Consider the following 16301-nt stretch of genomic DNA (forward strand, 5'->3'; position numbering starts at 1 on the left):
TGTTGTACTAAACTGTCGAATGCCCCAAAATGCCGCCCGGACGTGCCGGGGGAGGGGCGCAATGAAATCGATCTTTATGCCGTTGACGCTGCTAACCGCCGCGCTGTGCGCGCCGGTCGGCGTTCATGCCGAATATGTCGCCTCCGACGTCCTGAACTGTCGCGCCGAACCGAAGCCCGACTCTATCGTGATAACCAAACTGGCCGGCGGAACGCCGGTCACTGTCAAGCTTACCGAACAAGACTGGTCGCTGGTCGATGCCGGCGGCACCTTCTGTTGGGTCAACTTCCGCTTCCTATCCGCGACGCCGGTTCGTCCGGCGCCGCGCTCGACCAAGCCCGCCGCCAAACCTCGCGGCGGCGTAACCATCAGGCCGGTGATCACCGGCCCGATCACCAGACCAGCGCGACCCGACGCGGCTAAACCTCGCGCCCGGCCGAGTCGTCAGCCGCTCTTGCAAAATCGCGGCGCTTGCCCGTGCAGTGGGCCCAATGTCTGCATCGGTCCGCGCGGTGGACGCTATTGCATCACCAGCGGCGGCAATAAACGCTATGGCGTTTAATCTATCCGACCAGCTTGATACCGACCTCGACCGATGGATCGCGCAATAACCCGACGCCGAAAACCTCTCGCGCCCCGAAGCAATCCGCCGTATCCTCCGCGCCTCAATATAAGGAGGCGCACTTGTTCAAACTGGTTTTCCTGCTGCTCTTCGCGGTCGAACCGAATGCTTCGAAGCCTCCCTATGAACCACGTCCGATTTCTGCAGCGGACAAAGCCAAGATTGTTGCCGAGGCCGACAAGCTTCTGTTCGATGGCCCCGCCGCGCGGTGGCAATGGGGGCTCAGGAAAAGCGATTTCATCTACTGCGGTTTTGTAAACGGAAAGAACCGCATGGGCGCCTATGTGGGTTGGACGCCATTTTATTACACGGATCGGGGACTAAGAATCATCAGCCCTGGCGATAGTACGATCACTTACGAGGGCCTTTGCTCATCCGCTGGCTACATCGAAAAGCCCGAATGGCTGGAAGATAAGTGAGCTTAACCTAGCCCCTCGCACTCAGCGCGAACTTCCATAACCGAATGCTATGCCGCAAATCCACCGCCGTCTGCACCGGCGCCGCCGCCACCTCCTTCTTTCCCGTCAGCGCCGCGAAACTGCGCACATCGCCCAGCACGATCCGCCCGACCTGCCACGCCAGCGTGTCGCGTGCCTCGTCGGCCGCCGCCATCACCGCCGCCGTCAGGCGGGGTGTTGCCGTCCAGAACTCTTCGATCCTTTGCCCCGCCGCGCACCAGCGCCCGATGACCTTGACCCATCCCGTCGCCGCGGGTCGTGGACCGTCGTCCCCGCGGCCCGGCGCTCCCCCGACGCGTCACCCTCCGGCATCGCGGCGGTCAACGCCAGGCCGAACGCCGTCTGCACCGCCGGGTCGTTGAACATCATGAATGCCTCGCGCGCCGTCACCTCGGGATGATACCGGCCCAGCCCCGCGCGCATCAGCTCGCCGATCGCGCTGGTCCGCGGCTCGAACCGCCACGCCTCGGGGTGTCCGCCTTTCGCTGCGCGCACGAACCGGTCCAGTTCACGCACGATGACCGTGATCGATTCCCCCCGCATCGCCTGTTCATAGGCGTGGATGGCCGCCCAATCGAACACCGCGATATAATCGCGGCCCGCGAACCGGAACGGCGTTTCGCCCGTCGGATGGGCCTCACTCATCAGGCCGTCGCCGCCTGCGCGATCGCGCCGCTGACCTTCACGGTAAAGCTGGCCATCTGGACGCCCTCGACCGGCTGGTCGTCGGGGCCATATTCGGTGACGAAGCCCTCGAACTCCAGGTCTTCGGTGTCAGCCGCCGATTTCAGCACGACCTTGAAATCATGCTTCGCGCCGCCGGTCACCGCCGTCAGCATCGCATCGTCGCCCGCCGATCCCGCGATGTAATGGATCGATCCCGAAACCTCGCCCGTGTCGTACACGCCTTCGGTGATGAATTCGCGCGCGCCCGCCGGGCTGTCGTGCGTCGTCACATCGATCGTCCCGCGCGAATGCTTCGGCGGGGTCAGCGATTTGAGTTCGGCGACCTTGGCGAGCGAACCGCCCGACACCGCCATCCACAGCTCCGCGCCGAAGCTCGTCTTTGCCGCAACCGTCATTGCCTTTTCCTTTCGTCAGGCAGTTTCTACAGAAAATCGCACCAGCATCCGGCGGCGGAACACTCGCGCGCCGTCCGGCATATCCTCGGGCCCCAGCGTCCGACCGGCGCGGACAAAGCCCATGCCGAACCTTGTCGCGCCGACCGCCTGGCCCGGTGTCTCGAATATCGTCCGCACCGCCCCCGCCAGCGCCTCAACCGCCGATCCGCTCGCGCCGAACACGTCGACCATCACCTCCGGCTGGTCGAGCCCCGACGGGCCGTCATGCGTATAGTCGCGGCCTTCGTCCTCGAGGTTCAGCAGCACCGCCAGCTTGTCGCCCCATCCGCGCTGCCGTTCGTACCACGCGACGCGGTTGCCCGCCGTCGTCGCCGCGCTGCGCAGCCGCGTCGTCAGATCGTCGGGCCACGCCATCTCAGCGCCCCGCCAGCCGCCGCCGCACCAGCGACATCAACGACCATGAAAGGGATTCCCGGATCCGCGCCACCGCCCGCGCCCGCCCTTCGCTCGCCCATGCCTCGGCCATCCACGGATTGGCATCCATGTGCTTTGTCCCGAACTCCTGAAACGCGCCGTAAACGACGGGGATCGACCCCGTTTGATAATCACGCGCCTTCCCGCGCCCGCGACGCTTGCCTTTGCCTTCCACCGCGCCCTTCAATGGTCGATAATCGTTCGTATAGCGGACCCACACCGCCACCCCCGCATATGTCGGTACCCGGCGGGGCGACGGCATCAGAATTTCGATATCGATCGCGCTGAACAGGCGGCCTTCATCGAAAGGGGCATTCAACTTCGCGGCGTCCCGGATCGGCTCACCAGCCTCGAACAGGGCCGTCTGCTTGATCGTGTCCAGCTCGTCGGGACGCGCCAGCATCCGCAGGCCGCGCGACAATTCCTTGCCGCCCTTGAACCCGACCTTCAACTTCATCTCACGCCCCGACCCGCGTTGCGGTGAACTCAAGCTCGTCGGCGGGTCCGCCGATTTCGGCGATCGAGGCGATGCCCCACAGCGACCCGGCATAGGCGACCGCAAAGCCCTGCGTCACTTCGCGCAGCTTCGCCGTCGATCGTACCCGGAACGTCGCCGATTGCGACGGCACGACGCCGTCCGCCACCCGCGCCTCGGCGCTCGACCGCCGGTCGGCCGACGACCCGAAACGGACATTCGCCCACGCCGGGCAATGCACCGCTTCGGCAAAGCCGTTGCCGACCGTCCCCATGCCGTCCTCCGCGCCCTCGGGCGCATGGAACGACACCTTGCGGTCGTAATCGCCCGCGCCGAGCATCAGACGCGGAGCCGCCGATATGGCTGGCACAGCATCTTGAAGCCCGCCGTGATTTCGCCCGCCGCCCCGCGCAGCACAATCGTCTCGCGCTGCGCATACAGCGTCGCCAGGAACATCTTCACCGCCGTCACCAGCGCCGGCGGCACATCGTCCAGCCCGGCGGCAAAGGTCACCACGACACCCCCCGCGACCCCGGCGGGCCAGTTCGCCCCCGGCGCCGCCGCGATACTGCCCTGATCGACGATGCGCAGCGTCCCGACATCGACCGTCTGCTCGGCGCCGGCGAAATCCAGATAGGTTACCGACAGCACCTCGCGGACCGGGCGGCACCCCATCGACACCGGCCCGGCGCCGATCGGCAGGCCCTCGGCCCGCCACACCATCGCCGCCTCGCCCTCGCGCGGCTGCAACACCAGCCCGGTATAATTCTCGACCATCTGCACCGCCGCATCGCGCAGCGCCGCAATCAAATCGTCCTCGTCATCCTCCAGCACCCGCAAATGCGCCTTCGCCGCCTCGAGCGACACCACCGCGTCGCCATAGTCTTCCGGCATCGCGGAAAGGTCGAGCGTGAAGATCATCGCCGGGCCTCGCTTCGATCAGACAGGAAAACGGGCGCGCGGGGGCAAGGGTTGAAACCGCCGCGCGCCCGCCGCCTCAGGCCGCGTTCGCGACCGGGGCGAGTTGCGGATGGCCGAGCAGGGCGATCGCCGCGATCGGGGTGCCCGACCCGTGCGTTCCGCTGAAGTCCGCGAGCAACTTGAGATAAGCGCGGCCGCCGACATAGCCGAAACGATAGGTCGCCGGATCGGCGTGTGCGGCGATCAGGGCCTTGATGATTCCACCAGTCCCGACCGCATCGACGCCAAGCACATCGTCGATCGTCACGGCTTCATAGGTCGAATCGTCATCGCTGTGCGTCAGCTTGAACTCGATCTTGTTCGTGCCGCTGAAGGTGATCCCGCCCGTGCCGATGGCCAGGAGGATTTCAGCGGCGTTGAAACCCTGAAGATGGATCGCCGGCGGCGTGTTGTCGGCGGACAGGGCGGCGGCGCCGATCATCGTCAGCGCCGCCACATTGCTGTGAAGGTCTTTCATAATTCGATCCTTTCGAAAAACAGAAATGCAAAGGGCGGGACCGGCGGCCCCGCCCGGCCCGATCAGCTCGTGGCGATCTTGAGCGCCTTGACGGCCTCATAGTTCGACACGCCGCCGCCGACGCGCTTCGTCGTATAGAAATGGACGAAGGGTTTGTTGGTGAAGGGATCGCGCAGCACGCGCGTCCCGACGACGTCGGCGATGGTATAGCCGCGCGCGAAATCCCCGAACAGGATGGGGAATTTGCCGGCGGCAACCCCCGGCATATGGTCGTCGGTGACCACCGGCTTGCCCAGGATCGTCGCCGGCCCTTCGGCCGTCGGCGGCTGCCACAGCCAGGTGCCGTCGCCGTCCTTGAACTTGCGGATCGTGCCGACCGTCGCGTCGCCCATCAGGAACGACGCACCGTTCCGGTAGCCGGCCTTCAGCGCATAGAACAGATCGACCAGCGCATCGGCGGGGGATGCCGACGTCGTCGGAGCGAGGAAGCCGTCTGCCTTGCCCGACGCGATATAGCCGATCTTGCCCCAGGCGTAGCTCACGTTCGCGACCATATCATAGGAGAGCAGGCCGCGCGGCTTCTTGTTGCCGTCACCGTTGATATAGGCCGCACCCTCGGCCTCGGCGAACGCGATCGCGATCTCATCCGCCAGCCAGCTTTCGACATTGAACATCGCATCGTCCAACGTGCGCTGGCTCGCCGCCGGATTGGCGTAAAGCTCGCCGAACGCCAGATCGAGCTGCGCCATTCGCGGCGTGCCGGTTTCGGGGCGCGCGTCCTTTTCGGCGACCCAGCCCGCGTCTGCGCCGCCCTGGCCGACCAGCATCTTGAAGCTGTCGCTGCCGACCGAAACGACCCGCGCGACCGAACGCACGGCCGAATTGACGCCGAGCACGCGCGTCACGGTGCTGTCGACATTCTCGGGCACGAAATAGCCGCCGTCGGGATCGCTGTCGGTCGTCAACGCCGCCTTAACTGCCAGTTCGGGCAGCTCATCCTCGCGCTTGCCGCGGCGAGCATATGCGTCGAACGCCTTCGCATATTCGCGCGCCTCGGCCGTCGGCGCATCGCCCGCACCGCCGCCGATCTTCAGCGCGTCGACCGCCGCCTTGGCATCTTCGACCGCCGTCGTCAGGTCAGTGATCGACGTCTCGATGCGGCCGATCTTCTCGGCGCGCACGACATCCTCCTGACCCTTTTTCAGATCGGAGATCGCCGCCGTCTGTTCGGCCTTGAACGCTTCGAACGACGTGTTCACCTGCGCGATCAGCGCGGCGACGTCATCTTGTGCCCGCACGCGGACGATCCCGCGAGCGCGGGTGGGATTGAAATTCTTCATTGTCGCTACTCCGTTTGCGGGCTTACTTGCCCGACATCGTCGAAATCAGGCTTTTCAGCCCGTCGCTGACGCTTGCATCCCGCAGGGCGCCGGTTCGGAGACTTGCATCGCGCGGGGTCCCCAGCGCCTCGACCAGCTGGCGCCGGTCGCTGCGCGAAATTCCATTCTTTGCCAACGCCGCCTCGATCTGGCGGCGCGCGATCAGGGCGCTGTCGGGCTTTGCATCCGCCCGCGCCTGCGTCTTAGGTTCGTCGGCCATCGTTTCGTCCGCGAAGCCCGCCTCGATCGCCTTCGTTGGCGACAGGAATGTTTCGGCGTCCATCATCGCCGCGATCGCATCGATGCCGATTTTTGCGCGCGCCTCATAGATTTCGGCGAGCGCTCCGTCGAAGGTCGCGAACAGCTCGGCCGCGTCGCGCAGATCCTTTTGGTTGCCGATCACCAGTCCCCAGCAGTTATGAATCATCAGGAACGACCCCAGCGCCATCCGCACCGTATCGCCCGCCATCGCGATGATTGACGCCGCCGAAGCCGCGAGCGCCAGCACATTGACCGTTACCTCGCCCGAATATTGCGCGAGCTGGTTGTATATCGCGATCCCTTCGAACATATCGCCACCCGGCGAATTGATGTTGACCGTCACCGCGCGCCCGTTTGCACGCTTCAGCGCCGCCGCCATATCCTGCGCCGTGAAACCGCCGCCGGTCCACCAATCCTCGCCGATCAGGTCGAGGATGTTTATCACCGTGTCGTCGTCGCCCGCGACCGCGACGGCCCGCTCGGCCCACTTCGACAGCGCATCGCTCGGCGGGTCCCACTGGAAACCCTTGGGACGCGCGGGCGCCTTCGCCTGCGGCGGCTTACGCAGAGACATCTTTTTTCCCTTCGCTGTCCGCCGTCATGTTCGGTGGCGGATAATAGATATCGCCGTCGGGACGCGGGTTTTCGTCTTCCATTTCCAGCACCTTGTTCGGGCTGTAGACACCCCACTGCAGGCCCTTCTGATAGGCCTCCCATCGCTTGTTGATGTCGCTCCGCACGATGGCATTGCGATTGAACCGCACGTAAATGCCGACATCGTCGCGGCGGCGGTCGGGATCGAGGCAATCGCCGTTGACCCCTTCTTCCCACATCACCAGATGAGGCTCGAGCGTGAACGCCCGATAACCTTGCGTTTGCTCGACAATGCCTGTGCCCCAACTCGTCGACTTTTCGGTGTCACCGATCATGTGCGGCGGCATCCCGAAAAACATCGCGATGTCGCTGCGGCTGAACTTTCGGCCGTCGATCCACTGCGCATCCTCGGACGACAGGGCCATCTGCTTGAACTCAAGGCCATCCTCCAGAATGATGACCCGGCCCTCGCGTGCGCCGCCCTGACGGTATTCGTCCATGTTGGCGCGCAACCGTTCGACTTGCTCTTCGGTAAGCGACGAGCCTTTGGGCATCTGCAGTGCCCCCGAGACACTGGCCCCGTTTTTGAACATCGCGCGGCCGTGACCAGCCATGGCGCGCGCTTCTTCAATCGTCTCGCGCGCGTATGTGATCGGCGAGACGCCTTTGACGCCGTCGAGGGTAAGCCCGAACAGGTGCATGACCTCATTCTGCGCGAAGGTGACCTGCCCGCCATTCTTGCGGGTCCAGATATACTCGATCGTCAAATCTTCGCGTTGTTTGACCTGCATCCGGTCAGGGTGAAGCGGCGTCAGCGCGATGACCCGACCGCCGACGCCGCGCGTAATCGCCGCATAGGCATTGCCGCGGAGCAGGACATGCGCCTGCATCATGGATTTGAACTGCGCCGGCTTCTGCCACCGATTGGGGCGGCGGTTGATCACCGCGTTCAGTCCGTGGTCGCTCGCATCCGCGCGGGTCCTCTCGTCGACCCGTCGCTTGACCTGAAACGGCAAGGTGCTGACCGATCCGCAAATAATCCGGACGCACGCGAAAATCGCGGCGACCTTCATCGCATCGTTAACCGACCCGCCGCCATCCTGCGACCGCACCCATGCGTCCATCTCCGCAGCAGTCGAGATGATCACGCCACCGTCCGACGAAGCGCGCGGGCGCACCGGTAGCGGCGCATCGGAGGCCATCACCGCCGATACGAAATCCCGAAACCAGCCCACGTCGATCCCTTCAAACCACCAAAAGCCCGCGCTTTCGGTAAGGCGAAATATCCAACCCGCCCGCCACCGGGCCCGTTTCCATGACCTTCACCGCGTTCAGCACGGCAATCAGCGGGTCGATTTTGCCCGCCCCCGACAATTCCTTGCTGACGAACCGGTTCGATCCGCGCAGCTGGACCAGCGCATTGGACACGCACCAGTTCATCATTTCCGATCCGTCGTGTCGCAGCTGGTCGTTGTTCAACTTGAACTCGACCGTGTGGATCGCGCTGGAGAGCGCGACCCCCTGCTTGATCCCGAACATATGCCCGGCACGCTTCGCCGACTCGTCACCGGGATCGAACCCGGCCTCGACCAGCGCATCGACAATTGGTCCCATGCTCCACGGGTCGATCGCGATCCCGCCTTCCTTCGGCATCAGGCCAGTCGCCCGCACCTTGGCCGCGACCGTCGCCATCTGCTCGAGCAACACAATCCCGCTATCGCAGATCGTCAAATCCCCATCGGCCTCAAAGCCGTGCAGCATCGACACGATCGACTGGCGGCGGGTCAACGCGATGCGCTGAACCCATGCGTGCGCCCACGCCAGCCAAATCCCCGTTTCCCGCTCGCGACCGACAACTGCCAGGCCAAACAAGTCATCGCTGCCTCCGCCGTCGATACCGACGATCGCGACCTCGCACCGCGCCAACAGGGCGTCGAGATCAAGGTCGTCGTCTGCCGCATCTTCCCACACCGTAGCCGCAGACCAGCGGTCACGCCGTAGCCGCAGACCGATCTCGACATTCAGATGCTTGGCAAGAAAGACCTGTATCGTTTCGTCGCCATCACCCGCTTGCGCCTTCCCCAGCTCGCGCTTGAGGAATGCCATTGTGACCGACCGACCCAGACTGGGGTTCGTCACATAGAAGAAGTCCGGGTCCAAATAGGACTCGTCCTCCAGCATATCTTCCGGCCACTCGTACAAGATCGGCAGAAACGCCGGATCGTCGATCTTGCCGTCGCGAACGTCGCGGGCATAGGCCAGCTTTTCCTTGAAAACGCCCGCTGGCGGCTCGTCGCTGTGCGTCGTGATGAACACGACGAAACCTTCCGGCTTGGTTGCAAGACCACCTGTGGCCTCGGCCAGCATCGCCGCCGCCTTGCCGTTCTTGCCGAACAGCCATAATTCCTCGACCAGCACGAAACCGGCCTTCTTGCCGCCAACGACGCCGCTGTCTGCCGCCACGATCTTCAGTTCGGCGCCGGTGACGCGATGCTTGATCGTCCGTGTATTCTCGACGACGTGCATCAACGCGTCCAGCTCCGGATCCGCGCGGACCATTCCCGACGCCGGATTGAAGCTGTTCCCCGCGACCTCGATCGTCGGCGCGAGGATCAGCAGTTCGTTATGGTGGCGCCAGTTGATGATCAGCGCCGTGACCATGATGCCCGCCGCGATCAGCGACTTGCCGTTCTTCTTGCTGATCAGCAGCAAGACTTCCTTGATCAACCGCTCGCCGGTTTCGCCATCCTCGGCGCCGAACAGCGCCGCGACCAGGTCGAAAACGAACTCGTCGCAAATCTCACCCAGCGTCGGGTAAGTTCCGTCTCCTTTCTGCGGCAGATCGGTGACCTGCAAACTCTTGAACACGCCCAATGCGTGAGCCGCGACCTTGGGGAACAAGGCCCCGACCGGCACCAGCGAATCCCGTGCGACAATCCGGTCGGCCCAGTCCGGGCACGCCGTCGTCCACTGCGGCACCGCCATATGACATCAGTGCGCCAGTGAGGAGGGCGGCTTGCGGGGCTCGAACAGCCCCTTGACGCCTTGCGCGGCTTCTTTCCGCTGTTCCTTCAACCCCTTGGCCTTAGCGGGTAGTTCGCTCTTGCCGCGATCCTTCACCCGCTCGCCCAGCGCGCGCAGCTCGCCGCGCTCGATCTCTTTACCCAGTTCCTTGATCGCCGCGACATTGCCCTTTGCGGCCTCGGCCGCGAGCTGGGACAGCCGCTCGCCGGTCAGCATCAGCCGGGCCCGGTCGAACTGCTGAACCGCGGAAAAATAATGTTTCCGGAGCGTTGGAACACTCAGCCCGACGGCGACCGCGCATTCCTTCAATGATTTGCCAGTCGCCGCGAGCAAAAGAATTTTGTTGTGATTTTCGGCACTTGGGACATGAGCCGGGCGGCCCGGTTCAGCGGGCTTGGCGAAATCTATCGGGTTCCCGAACAGATCGACCGGCCCCTCGCTCAATTCACCCTCCAAAAATCACCAATCCAAAAAAAATCTGTCGATGCGAGGCATGGGGTTTCCGGGGCCCAGAGGCTTCCGAACTTTCGACCCGCCCCCTCTCGCCGCCGCGCCGCCGCCTGTCAGGCCAGCCCGGCGCGCTTCGCCCGCGCCGCCGCTGTCTTGCGGTTGTGGCAGGGCTGGCACAGCAGCTCGACGTTCGCAGCGTCGAGCTGCGCCCCGCCATCCTTCACCTCGACGATGTGATCGCCCGCAACCCGATGGCTCGACCCGCAGCGTTCGCAGTATGGACCGCGCGCCGCCTTGATCGCCCTGACCAGCGCCTTCCACTCGGGCGAAGCGTACAGCGTGTCGGCGCGCTTCGCCGGCACCGCGACGCGCGGCGGCAGCGTTGCCACCCGCGATCCCAATGCCGTCAGCTTGCCCATGATGTCCTTCGCGTCCCCCGGAAAGCAGACGGGCGCGGGAGCCTTGCAGCCACCGCGCCCGTCAGTCGGGAGAGGATGCCTCGCCGATGGAGGTGCGCCCCGTCGCCTGGGCGCACCGTCACCACGATGCCTGTCCGATGTAGCATTATCCGCCCATATTCCGACGTAAGAAATTTGAGGGGGCTAAACACCTTTAGCCCTTGACCATGTTTAGGGCTGTTTCTCAGTGCCTTGCCTAATAGGGGAGAGGAATGGCGAAGGCTGCGCATCATCACACCCTACGACCCGACCGTCCTTTTGCCACCTCAGCGGACAGCCAGTCCATCGCCCGACCATATTGCTTTTCGACCGCACCCTTGCCCCGGTCCAGCCCGACGGCCTTGAGCACCCGGCCCCAGTCCACCTGCGACCGCCCCGTCGCATATTGCCGCATCACCGCTGCGACGATCGCCCCGTCGGACACCGCATCGGCGCGCTCGCGCCCGCGCCGCGGACGACGCGCCAGCAGCGACAGCCACCCGCCGAGCCTTTCGATCAGCGCCATGTCGACAACGCTCAGCGTATCGCGCGGCGCCGGTGCATCGTCCATGTCGCCGCCGCGGGCGTCATAGTCGCCCGCCCGCGCATCGCGTGTCATCAGGTGCCACGGCCCATCGCTGGCGAAGGGTGACGACCCGGTGCGGTCCGACAGCATCCACGACAGCCGCACCGCCTCGGCCATCGCCGCCTCCAGTGCTTCGCGCCCGTGCGGCACGTCGAGAGCGACCGGCGCCGCATCGATCCGCACCGCCAACGCGGCCATTCCCGATCGGCGCACGCTCACCATGGCCGTTCTGCCCGTTTGGAAGGATCGCCGGCCACGACGGAACCGTGTGGAACCGAACCACTGGCCACCCCTCCGCCATCATTGCCTTTATAATCAACCATTTATTCTATTCCTTTTCTCTTTTGGAAGGATTGGAAGGGTTATCGTTATATTGTCCTCGCACATGCGCCTGCGCCTGCGCCTGCGCACGCACATGCATGTGAGGAAAACATGCGGCGCACCCCTCCAAACCTTCCAAAGCCGCACAAATCCGCGCCCCGGCCCTTCCGCGAAGCTTCCACGACCATTCCATGTTGGAAGGTTGGCGATGGCGGCGCAGCCGCGCCAAGGGGGCGAGGGAGCGGGCATCAGTCGCGGTCCTGCCACGGCTGCCGCGCGGCGAACCCGTCGTCATAATCATCGTCGTCGGAGCGATCCCGGGCCGCGTGCGCAGCCGCGGCCGCGTCGAGGCTGCCGAAATCGCCCCCGCCATCGCCGGTGACATCGTCGTGCAACTGGATCACCCGCCCGTCGGCATCGATGAAGTCGCTGACATCCTTGATCAGCCTGAGCCCCAGGAACTGCATCCCGTTCGATTGCTTGTTCTTGAAGCCCTTGGCCTTCATCTCCAGAGTGAACCGCTTGTTCTTCCAGTCATATTCGCCCGCGGCCTTGGCCCACGCGCAAAAGACGTTGTGCAGCACCGACGATTGCACGCGGTCGCCTTCCTGCCCGGTCACCTCGACGCACATGCGCAGGAATCGGGCGAGGGGATCGCTGTCGTCGCGATAGTCGGCCGTCGCATCGGTGACCGCCTTCGGCTCGATGAAGCCATTCGCCATCCAGTCGAGCAGCCCCGCGACCAGGCGCGTCAGGATGCCGCTATATTCGGCCTTCAGCTTCGTCGGCATATCCTCGTCGCGCTCATGCTCGGCAAGGAAGCTGTCCCACGGCACCAGCTTGATACGCCGCCAGATTCCTTCGTCGGTTCCCGGCACGTCGGGCTTGTAATTGCCGCCGATCGTCAGCTTGAATTGCGGCCGCAGGTCGAAAAAGCCCTTGTGCAGCGCGCGCACCGCCATCGGCTCGCCGCCCGTCGCCGCCTTCACCAGCGCTTCGTTCAGCTTGGCGCCGCGCTCGGGCTCGCTCGCGCGCAGCATCCGCACGCCGCCGAGGCGGGCAAGATCGGGCGTCGCCGCGTCGCCGCGTTTCTTCAGCCCCTGATCGAGGAAGGTGTCGATCTGGATCGTCCCGGCATAATCGCCGATCGTCCCCGCCCACGCATCGATTACCGTCGATTTGCCGTTCGCGCCGCGGCCGTACCAGAATTGCAGCTTCTGCTCGCCGACATGGCCGCTCGTCGAATATCCGCCCCACTGGTGCAGATATCGGCGCATCGCGGGATCGGGCTGGGCCCATTCCATCATCGCGTCGTAAATCACCGCCGGCGCGTCGGGGTCATAGTCGACCGGCGCCAGTTTCGAAATCAGGTCGGCGCGATTGTGCGGCACCAGCACCGCCTGCGCCCGCATCACGCCGGCGGCGTCGCGCTCGCGCGTCAGCCGCACCGTGCCATTGGCACAGTTGATCGCGAACGGATCGGTATCGAAATCCTCGATCGACACCGTCAGCCAGCGCTTGGCGAGGTTCGCGATGCACGACAGCCGCGACGATCCCTCGCTCGCGCGGCCGTGCTGCGACAGCTTGTCGGACAGCAGCACGACCTCGCCGCTCGACTTGATCTGGATGACCTTGTCGTGCCGCGCCTCGGCATCCAAGACATCGGCGGGCCGCGTCACCAGCCGCGCCTCGCCGTCGTCGTCCAGTTCCTCGCTGATCCACATCAGCTCGCCGGCGACCGTGCGCACCAGCAGCTCGTCGACGCGCGCGTGGTCGAGCGTCCGCTGCAGGGCGATGCGCGACGGCATCGACTCGCGCGGCATCATCCCGCTGGTTCGCACCGCCGCCGCTTCGTCCTGTATTGCCCGCACCGTCGCAAAGACCGCGGCCATCACGACAGCGGGCGTGACGTCATTCTCCTGGTCGAGGATATGCCAGCGCTTTCCGTCCCAGCCCATCCAGCCCTTGGCGGTCGTGAACCGGTAATCGTCGCCGAACCGCGCGACGAATCGTTCGGCATTGCCCATGTCGGTCATCGGCAAAGGCGCGCAGCGCAGGTCGGTCAGCCATTTGCCCGGGTCGGCGGGCCGCTGCATCCCGGCGGCCGCCGCTTCCCAGACCTTGCGCGCGTGCAGCGATGCGCCGCCGAGCTCGTCGGGCCGCGTGACGGGCCAATCGAATGCCTCGCCGCCGAGGCCGTCCGCCAGCACCGCGACCGCGATTGTCGCGACGATCGCCGGTATCAGTCCGCCTGCGGCGCGTCGCCCGATGCTGTACGCCAGCTTTTCGCGCGCCTCGCGCTGCTGGACGCTGTCGTCATAGGCCTCGCGTGCGGCAAGGCGACCGCTGGCCCACGCCATGCCGCGCCGCAGCATCGCCACCCCCTCGCCGCTGCTGGGCGGTTTGACGTCCCTTCCGTCTGGAAGGGTGGGCGAAAATCCAGCGCTCAGCGCGGGGTGCGGGGCGGTGACCGGGGACGGCGAGTGACCAGCGGCTTGCGCCGAGGCGACGGCCGTCGACAAATCATCGCGAACCCAGTCGGGCCGCATCGGCCGCCCGGTCGCGCGCGCACCGATGGCGCTCAGATCCTTTGGATTGGCGTATCCCTTGGTCCACCCGCTGTTCAGCGTCGCCTCGAGCTGCACGGGATCGTCGCGGCCCGGGTTCGCCTTGGCGGCCGCGTCGATCGCCGCGCGCGCCATGCCCTCGTCGAGCACGCCGGCGGCGACGAGGGCCGCCGCGGCATAGGCGCCGGCGTTCAGCGTGTCGTTGCGGCCGAAATTGCCCGCGCCGCCCGGCTGACGGATATCGCGGCAAATGCTGTCGAGCGCCGATAGCGCATATTTACGCTGCGCTTCGAACTGGGCGTCGCTCTGCGCCCGCGGAGGACGCGGGGCGCGCCGGCGATCGGATTCGGCCGCCTTCTTGTCGGTCTGCGGCTTGGTCCGCAGCAGCGCGACCAGCTCCGCCGGCGCTTCGGCGATCGCAATCTCGTGCGGCGCCCGATCCTTCAGCCAGCGGTACCGCCCGCCCGGATTGTCGGCTTTCGACCCCATCGTGCCCGGCGGCACGATGACATATCCGCCCTCGCCGCGCACATCGACATGCTTGGGCAGGCTGCCGCTGTTGCGGATAGGATCGCCGCCGTCGTCGGGCCAGCGCAGCCACAAATGCGTGCCGCCCGACGGCGTGCGCGACGTGACGCTCAGCGGCAGCGCGCACCCCATCATCGCTTCGGTATCGGCCTTCAGCCGGTCGAGCGTCCATTCCTCGCCGGTGTCGTCATCGTGGCGCGGATCGAAATCGACGACGAACACGCGGTCGTCGCCCATCGCGACGCCGATCAGCGCGTGGCGCCATTTCTTCCACCAGCCCGCGACCAGATCGGCGTCGGCCGACGCCTTCGACACGCCGCCGGTCGACTTGATCTTCTTTCCGGTATCCTTGTCGATGTCGGCGGCCAGGAACGGCCGCTTCGTTTCGGGCGAGCAGGGATGCACCCGCCACCCCGCCGCCGCCCACGCCGAGGCCGCTTCGGGCAAGGTCGCCCCTTCCGCGAGACGCGGCAAATTCTGGCGATTTTCCGTCATTATCCCCCCGCCGGCGGTTCGACCGAACCGAAGAGCGCTTTCAGTTTTTCATAGGTTCGGCCCGCACGCAGGTGATCGCCGGTGCCGATGCTGTGCTGCAGGATCTGCACCAGCTGATACGCCTCGTTCGCCGTCGACCGCAGCATGCAAAGCGGCGGCAGCGCGGGACCAAGGTCAGAGGCTGCCGCCGACGTTGCCATCACGCGGCCCCTTCCGCGAACAGCCCGCGGTCGCTCGGCACCGCGACCGGGTAGTCGGGATAGTCGCCCGGCCGCTCCAGCCGCAGGCGGCACGGCGCGATCCAGCGCTTGCGCGTGTCGGCGGGCGCCGCGTCGCGGGTCAGCCACACGAACGCCGAATAGCTTGTCGCGGTCGACGCCTTCTTTCCCGGCACGTCGGCGAACGGATCGACCGCGCCCGACCGGACCAGCCGGCCTTTCAGCATCACGACGCGTTCGCTGAATTGCAGTTCGAAGCTGGGCGGGCGGTCGAGGAACAGCGATGCCGCGCGGTCCTGGCCTTCCGAAAAGGCGCTGCGGGCGATGACGACCACGCCGATCTTGCTCAGCCGCAAGGCGCGCTCGATAAATTCCTGCGCCAGCCGGAACGGCGGATTGATGAAAGTCCAGTCGACCTCGTCTTCATCCGCGTCGGGCCCGAACAGATAATCGCGCACCATAAAGCCGGCGCCATAATCGAAGATATCGCTGGCGAGCACGACGCCGAATTGCTCGAGCAACGGCCTGACCATGTAACCGCGGTTCGCGCAGGGCTCCCGGCAAACCGCCGCCGACAGGTCGAAGCCCTGCTGCCGCAGGAATTCGCACAGCGCCCGCGTCGCCCACGGCGGGGTCGGGAAATCGTCGAGCGAATCATGCGGCTCGCTCCGCTGCTGCATCACCGCCGATGATCGGTTCTGGCCTGTCATCGCGCCTGCTCCGCGGCGATCAGCGCCCGAAATTCCTCGACCGGCATCGTCTGCCGGCGATTGTTGCACGACAGGCAGGCCATCACCCCGTTGCTCGACGGCGCAAACGCGCCGCCGAGCCCGCGGGGGACGACATGATCAAAGGTCGCAAGGTTGCGCGGCGGCACCTTGCCCGGCTTCAC

At 65.6% G+C, this 16301-nt stretch carries 21 protein-coding genes; 2 read left to right on the forward strand and 19 right to left on the reverse strand.

The annotated features are described in order from the left end of the window. The first annotated feature begins 76 nt into the window (after positions 1-76). Positions 77-562, forward strand: a complete 486-nt coding sequence (locus tag V6U71_RS21480; RefSeq protein WP_411340307.1) for an SH3 domain-containing protein — start codon at positions 77-79, stop codon at positions 560-562. 122 nt (positions 563-684) lie between these two features. Continuing rightward, on the forward strand, positions 685-1041 hold the full coding sequence (locus V6U71_RS21485; RefSeq protein ID WP_411340308.1) for a hypothetical protein: 357 nt from the start codon (positions 685-687) through the stop codon (positions 1039-1041). A gap of 7 nt (positions 1042-1048) precedes the next feature. Here V6U71_RS21485 and V6U71_RS21490 read toward each other — a convergent pair whose 3' ends face one another. The 19 genes from V6U71_RS21490 to V6U71_RS21580 all read right to left on the reverse strand — a co-directional run bounded on the left by V6U71_RS21490 (position 1049) and on the right by V6U71_RS21580 (position 16301). After that, positions 1049-1234 (reverse strand): hypothetical protein, encoded by a 186-nt coding sequence (locus V6U71_RS21490; protein ID WP_411340309.1) that lies wholly within the window; start codon positions 1232-1234, stop codon positions 1049-1051. A gap of 11 nt (positions 1235-1245) precedes the next feature. Continuing rightward, complete coding sequence (locus V6U71_RS21495; protein ID WP_411340310.1) at positions 1246-1725, reverse strand: hypothetical protein; 480 nt, start codon at positions 1723-1725, stop codon at positions 1246-1248. Continuing rightward, on the reverse strand, positions 1725-2162 hold the full coding sequence (locus V6U71_RS21500; RefSeq protein ID WP_411340311.1) for a phage tail tube protein: 438 nt from the start codon (positions 2160-2162) through the stop codon (positions 1725-1727). The genes V6U71_RS21495 and V6U71_RS21500 overlap by 1 nt, the downstream gene beginning before the upstream one ends. A gap of 15 nt (positions 2163-2177) precedes the next feature. Beyond that, complete coding sequence (locus V6U71_RS21505; protein WP_411340312.1) at positions 2178-2576, reverse strand: hypothetical protein; 399 nt, start codon at positions 2574-2576, stop codon at positions 2178-2180. A 1-nt stretch (position 2577) separates the two neighbouring features. Beyond that, entirely contained in the window at positions 2578-3057 is a 480-nt protein-coding gene (locus V6U71_RS21510) for an HK97 gp10 family phage protein (protein WP_411340313.1), read from the reverse strand. Positions 3058-3094: 37 nt separating this feature from the next. Further along, positions 3095-3451 carry a head-tail adaptor protein gene (locus V6U71_RS21515; protein ID WP_411340314.1) on the reverse strand — a complete coding sequence of 119 codons (357 nt, stop codon included), beginning with the start codon at positions 3449-3451 and terminating at the stop codon, positions 3095-3097. After that, positions 3451-4032, reverse strand: coding sequence for a head-tail connector protein (locus V6U71_RS21520; RefSeq protein ID WP_411340315.1), 582 nt, complete (start codon positions 4030-4032; stop codon positions 3451-3453). Before V6U71_RS21520 ends, V6U71_RS21515 begins: the two co-directional genes overlap by 1 nt. A 76-nt stretch (positions 4033-4108) precedes the next feature. After that, positions 4109-4549 (reverse strand): hypothetical protein, encoded by a 441-nt coding sequence (locus V6U71_RS21525; RefSeq protein ID WP_411340316.1) that lies wholly within the window; start codon positions 4547-4549, stop codon positions 4109-4111. 62 nt (positions 4550-4611) lie between these two features. Next, a complete protein-coding gene (locus V6U71_RS21530) occupies positions 4612-5889 on the reverse strand; it encodes a phage major capsid protein (RefSeq protein WP_411340317.1) in 1278 nt (425 codons plus the stop codon). Between the two features lie 22 nt (positions 5890-5911). Continuing rightward, a complete protein-coding gene (locus V6U71_RS21535; protein WP_411340318.1) occupies positions 5912-6763 on the reverse strand; it encodes a head maturation protease, ClpP-related in 852 nt (283 codons plus the stop codon). After that, complete coding sequence (locus tag V6U71_RS21540) at positions 6750-7985, reverse strand: phage portal protein (RefSeq protein ID WP_411340319.1); 1236 nt, start codon at positions 7983-7985, stop codon at positions 6750-6752. The genes V6U71_RS21535 and V6U71_RS21540 overlap by 14 nt, the downstream gene beginning before the upstream one ends. 43 nt (positions 7986-8028) lie before the next feature. Then, positions 8029-9768, reverse strand: a complete 1740-nt coding sequence (locus V6U71_RS21545; RefSeq protein WP_411340320.1) for a terminase large subunit — start codon at positions 9766-9768, stop codon at positions 8029-8031. 6 nt (positions 9769-9774) lie between these two features. Further along, on the reverse strand, positions 9775-10251 hold the full coding sequence (locus tag V6U71_RS21550; protein ID WP_411340321.1) for a hypothetical protein: 477 nt from the start codon (positions 10249-10251) through the stop codon (positions 9775-9777). Between the two features lie 119 nt (positions 10252-10370). Then, complete coding sequence (locus V6U71_RS21555) at positions 10371-10676, reverse strand: HNH endonuclease (protein ID WP_411340322.1); 306 nt, start codon at positions 10674-10676, stop codon at positions 10371-10373. A gap of 271 nt (positions 10677-10947) precedes the next feature. Continuing rightward, complete coding sequence (locus tag V6U71_RS21560; protein ID WP_411340324.1) at positions 10948-11502, reverse strand: hypothetical protein; 555 nt, start codon at positions 11500-11502, stop codon at positions 10948-10950. A 347-nt stretch (positions 11503-11849) separates the two neighbouring features. Continuing rightward, positions 11850-15191: a phage/plasmid primase, P4 family gene (locus V6U71_RS21565; protein WP_411340325.1), complete on the reverse strand. Its 3342-nt coding sequence runs from the start codon at positions 15189-15191 to the stop codon at positions 11850-11852. Then, on the reverse strand, positions 15191-15391 hold the full coding sequence (locus tag V6U71_RS21570; protein WP_411340326.1) for a hypothetical protein: 201 nt from the start codon (positions 15389-15391) through the stop codon (positions 15191-15193). The genes V6U71_RS21565 and V6U71_RS21570 overlap by 1 nt, the downstream gene beginning before the upstream one ends. After that, on the reverse strand, positions 15391-16119 hold the full coding sequence (locus tag V6U71_RS21575; RefSeq protein WP_411340328.1) for a hypothetical protein: 729 nt from the start codon (positions 16117-16119) through the stop codon (positions 15391-15393). Before V6U71_RS21575 ends, V6U71_RS21570 begins: the two co-directional genes overlap by 1 nt. Further along, positions 16116-16301 carry an HNH endonuclease gene (locus V6U71_RS21580; RefSeq protein WP_411340329.1) on the reverse strand — a complete coding sequence of 62 codons (186 nt, stop codon included), beginning with the start codon at positions 16299-16301 and terminating at the stop codon, positions 16116-16118. The genes V6U71_RS21575 and V6U71_RS21580 overlap by 4 nt, the downstream gene beginning before the upstream one ends.

The sequence above is a fragment of the Sphingopyxis sp. J-6 genome (genome assembly GCF_046603995.1).
Lineage (GTDB): Bacteria > Pseudomonadota > Alphaproteobacteria > Sphingomonadales > Sphingomonadaceae > Sphingopyxis.

Excerpts from the sequence above, each read along its gene's own strand:
- V6U71_RS21565 (WP_411340325.1), bottom strand. The coding sequence starts at position 15,191 with ATGACGGAAAATCGCCAGAATTTGCCGCGTCTCGCGGAAGGGGCGACC.
- V6U71_RS21545 (WP_411340320.1), bottom strand. The coding sequence starts at position 9,768 with ATGGCGGTGCCGCAGTGGACGACGGCGTGCCCGGACTGGGCCGACCGG.
- V6U71_RS21525 (WP_411340316.1), bottom strand. The coding sequence starts at position 4,549 with ATGAAAGACCTTCACAGCAATGTGGCGGCGCTGACGATGATCGGCGCC.
- V6U71_RS21540 (WP_411340319.1), bottom strand. The coding sequence starts at position 7,985 with ATGGCCTCCGATGCGCCGCTACCGGTGCGCCCGCGCGCTTCGTCGGAC.
- V6U71_RS21530 (WP_411340317.1), bottom strand. The coding sequence starts at position 5,889 with ATGAAGAATTTCAATCCCACCCGCGCTCGCGGGATCGTCCGCGTGCGG.
- V6U71_RS21500 (WP_411340311.1), bottom strand. The coding sequence starts at position 2,162 with ATGACGGTTGCGGCAAAGACGAGCTTCGGCGCGGAGCTGTGGATGGCG.
- V6U71_RS21490 (WP_411340309.1), bottom strand. The coding sequence starts at position 1,234 with ATGGCGGCGGCCGACGAGGCACGCGACACGCTGGCGTGGCAGGTCGGG.
- V6U71_RS21480 (WP_411340307.1), top strand. The coding sequence starts at position 77 with ATGCCGTTGACGCTGCTAACCGCCGCGCTGTGCGCGCCGGTCGGCGTT.
- V6U71_RS21505 (WP_411340312.1), bottom strand. The coding sequence starts at position 2,576 with ATGGCGTGGCCCGACGATCTGACGACGCGGCTGCGCAGCGCGGCGACG.
- V6U71_RS21570 (WP_411340326.1), bottom strand. The coding sequence starts at position 15,391 with ATGGCAACGTCGGCGGCAGCCTCTGACCTTGGTCCCGCGCTGCCGCCG.
- V6U71_RS21575 (WP_411340328.1), bottom strand. The coding sequence starts at position 16,119 with ATGACAGGCCAGAACCGATCATCGGCGGTGATGCAGCAGCGGAGCGAG.
- V6U71_RS21535 (WP_411340318.1), bottom strand. The coding sequence starts at position 6,763 with ATGTCTCTGCGTAAGCCGCCGCAGGCGAAGGCGCCCGCGCGTCCCAAG.
- V6U71_RS21515 (WP_411340314.1), bottom strand. The coding sequence starts at position 3,451 with ATGCTCGGCGCGGGCGATTACGACCGCAAGGTGTCGTTCCATGCGCCC.
- V6U71_RS21555 (WP_411340322.1), bottom strand. The coding sequence starts at position 10,676 with ATGGGCAAGCTGACGGCATTGGGATCGCGGGTGGCAACGCTGCCGCCG.
- V6U71_RS21495 (WP_411340310.1), bottom strand. The coding sequence starts at position 1,725 with ATGAGTGAGGCCCATCCGACGGGCGAAACGCCGTTCCGGTTCGCGGGC.
- V6U71_RS21520 (WP_411340315.1), bottom strand. The coding sequence starts at position 4,032 with ATGATCTTCACGCTCGACCTTTCCGCGATGCCGGAAGACTATGGCGAC.
- V6U71_RS21560 (WP_411340324.1), bottom strand. The coding sequence starts at position 11,502 with ATGGTGAGCGTGCGCCGATCGGGAATGGCCGCGTTGGCGGTGCGGATC.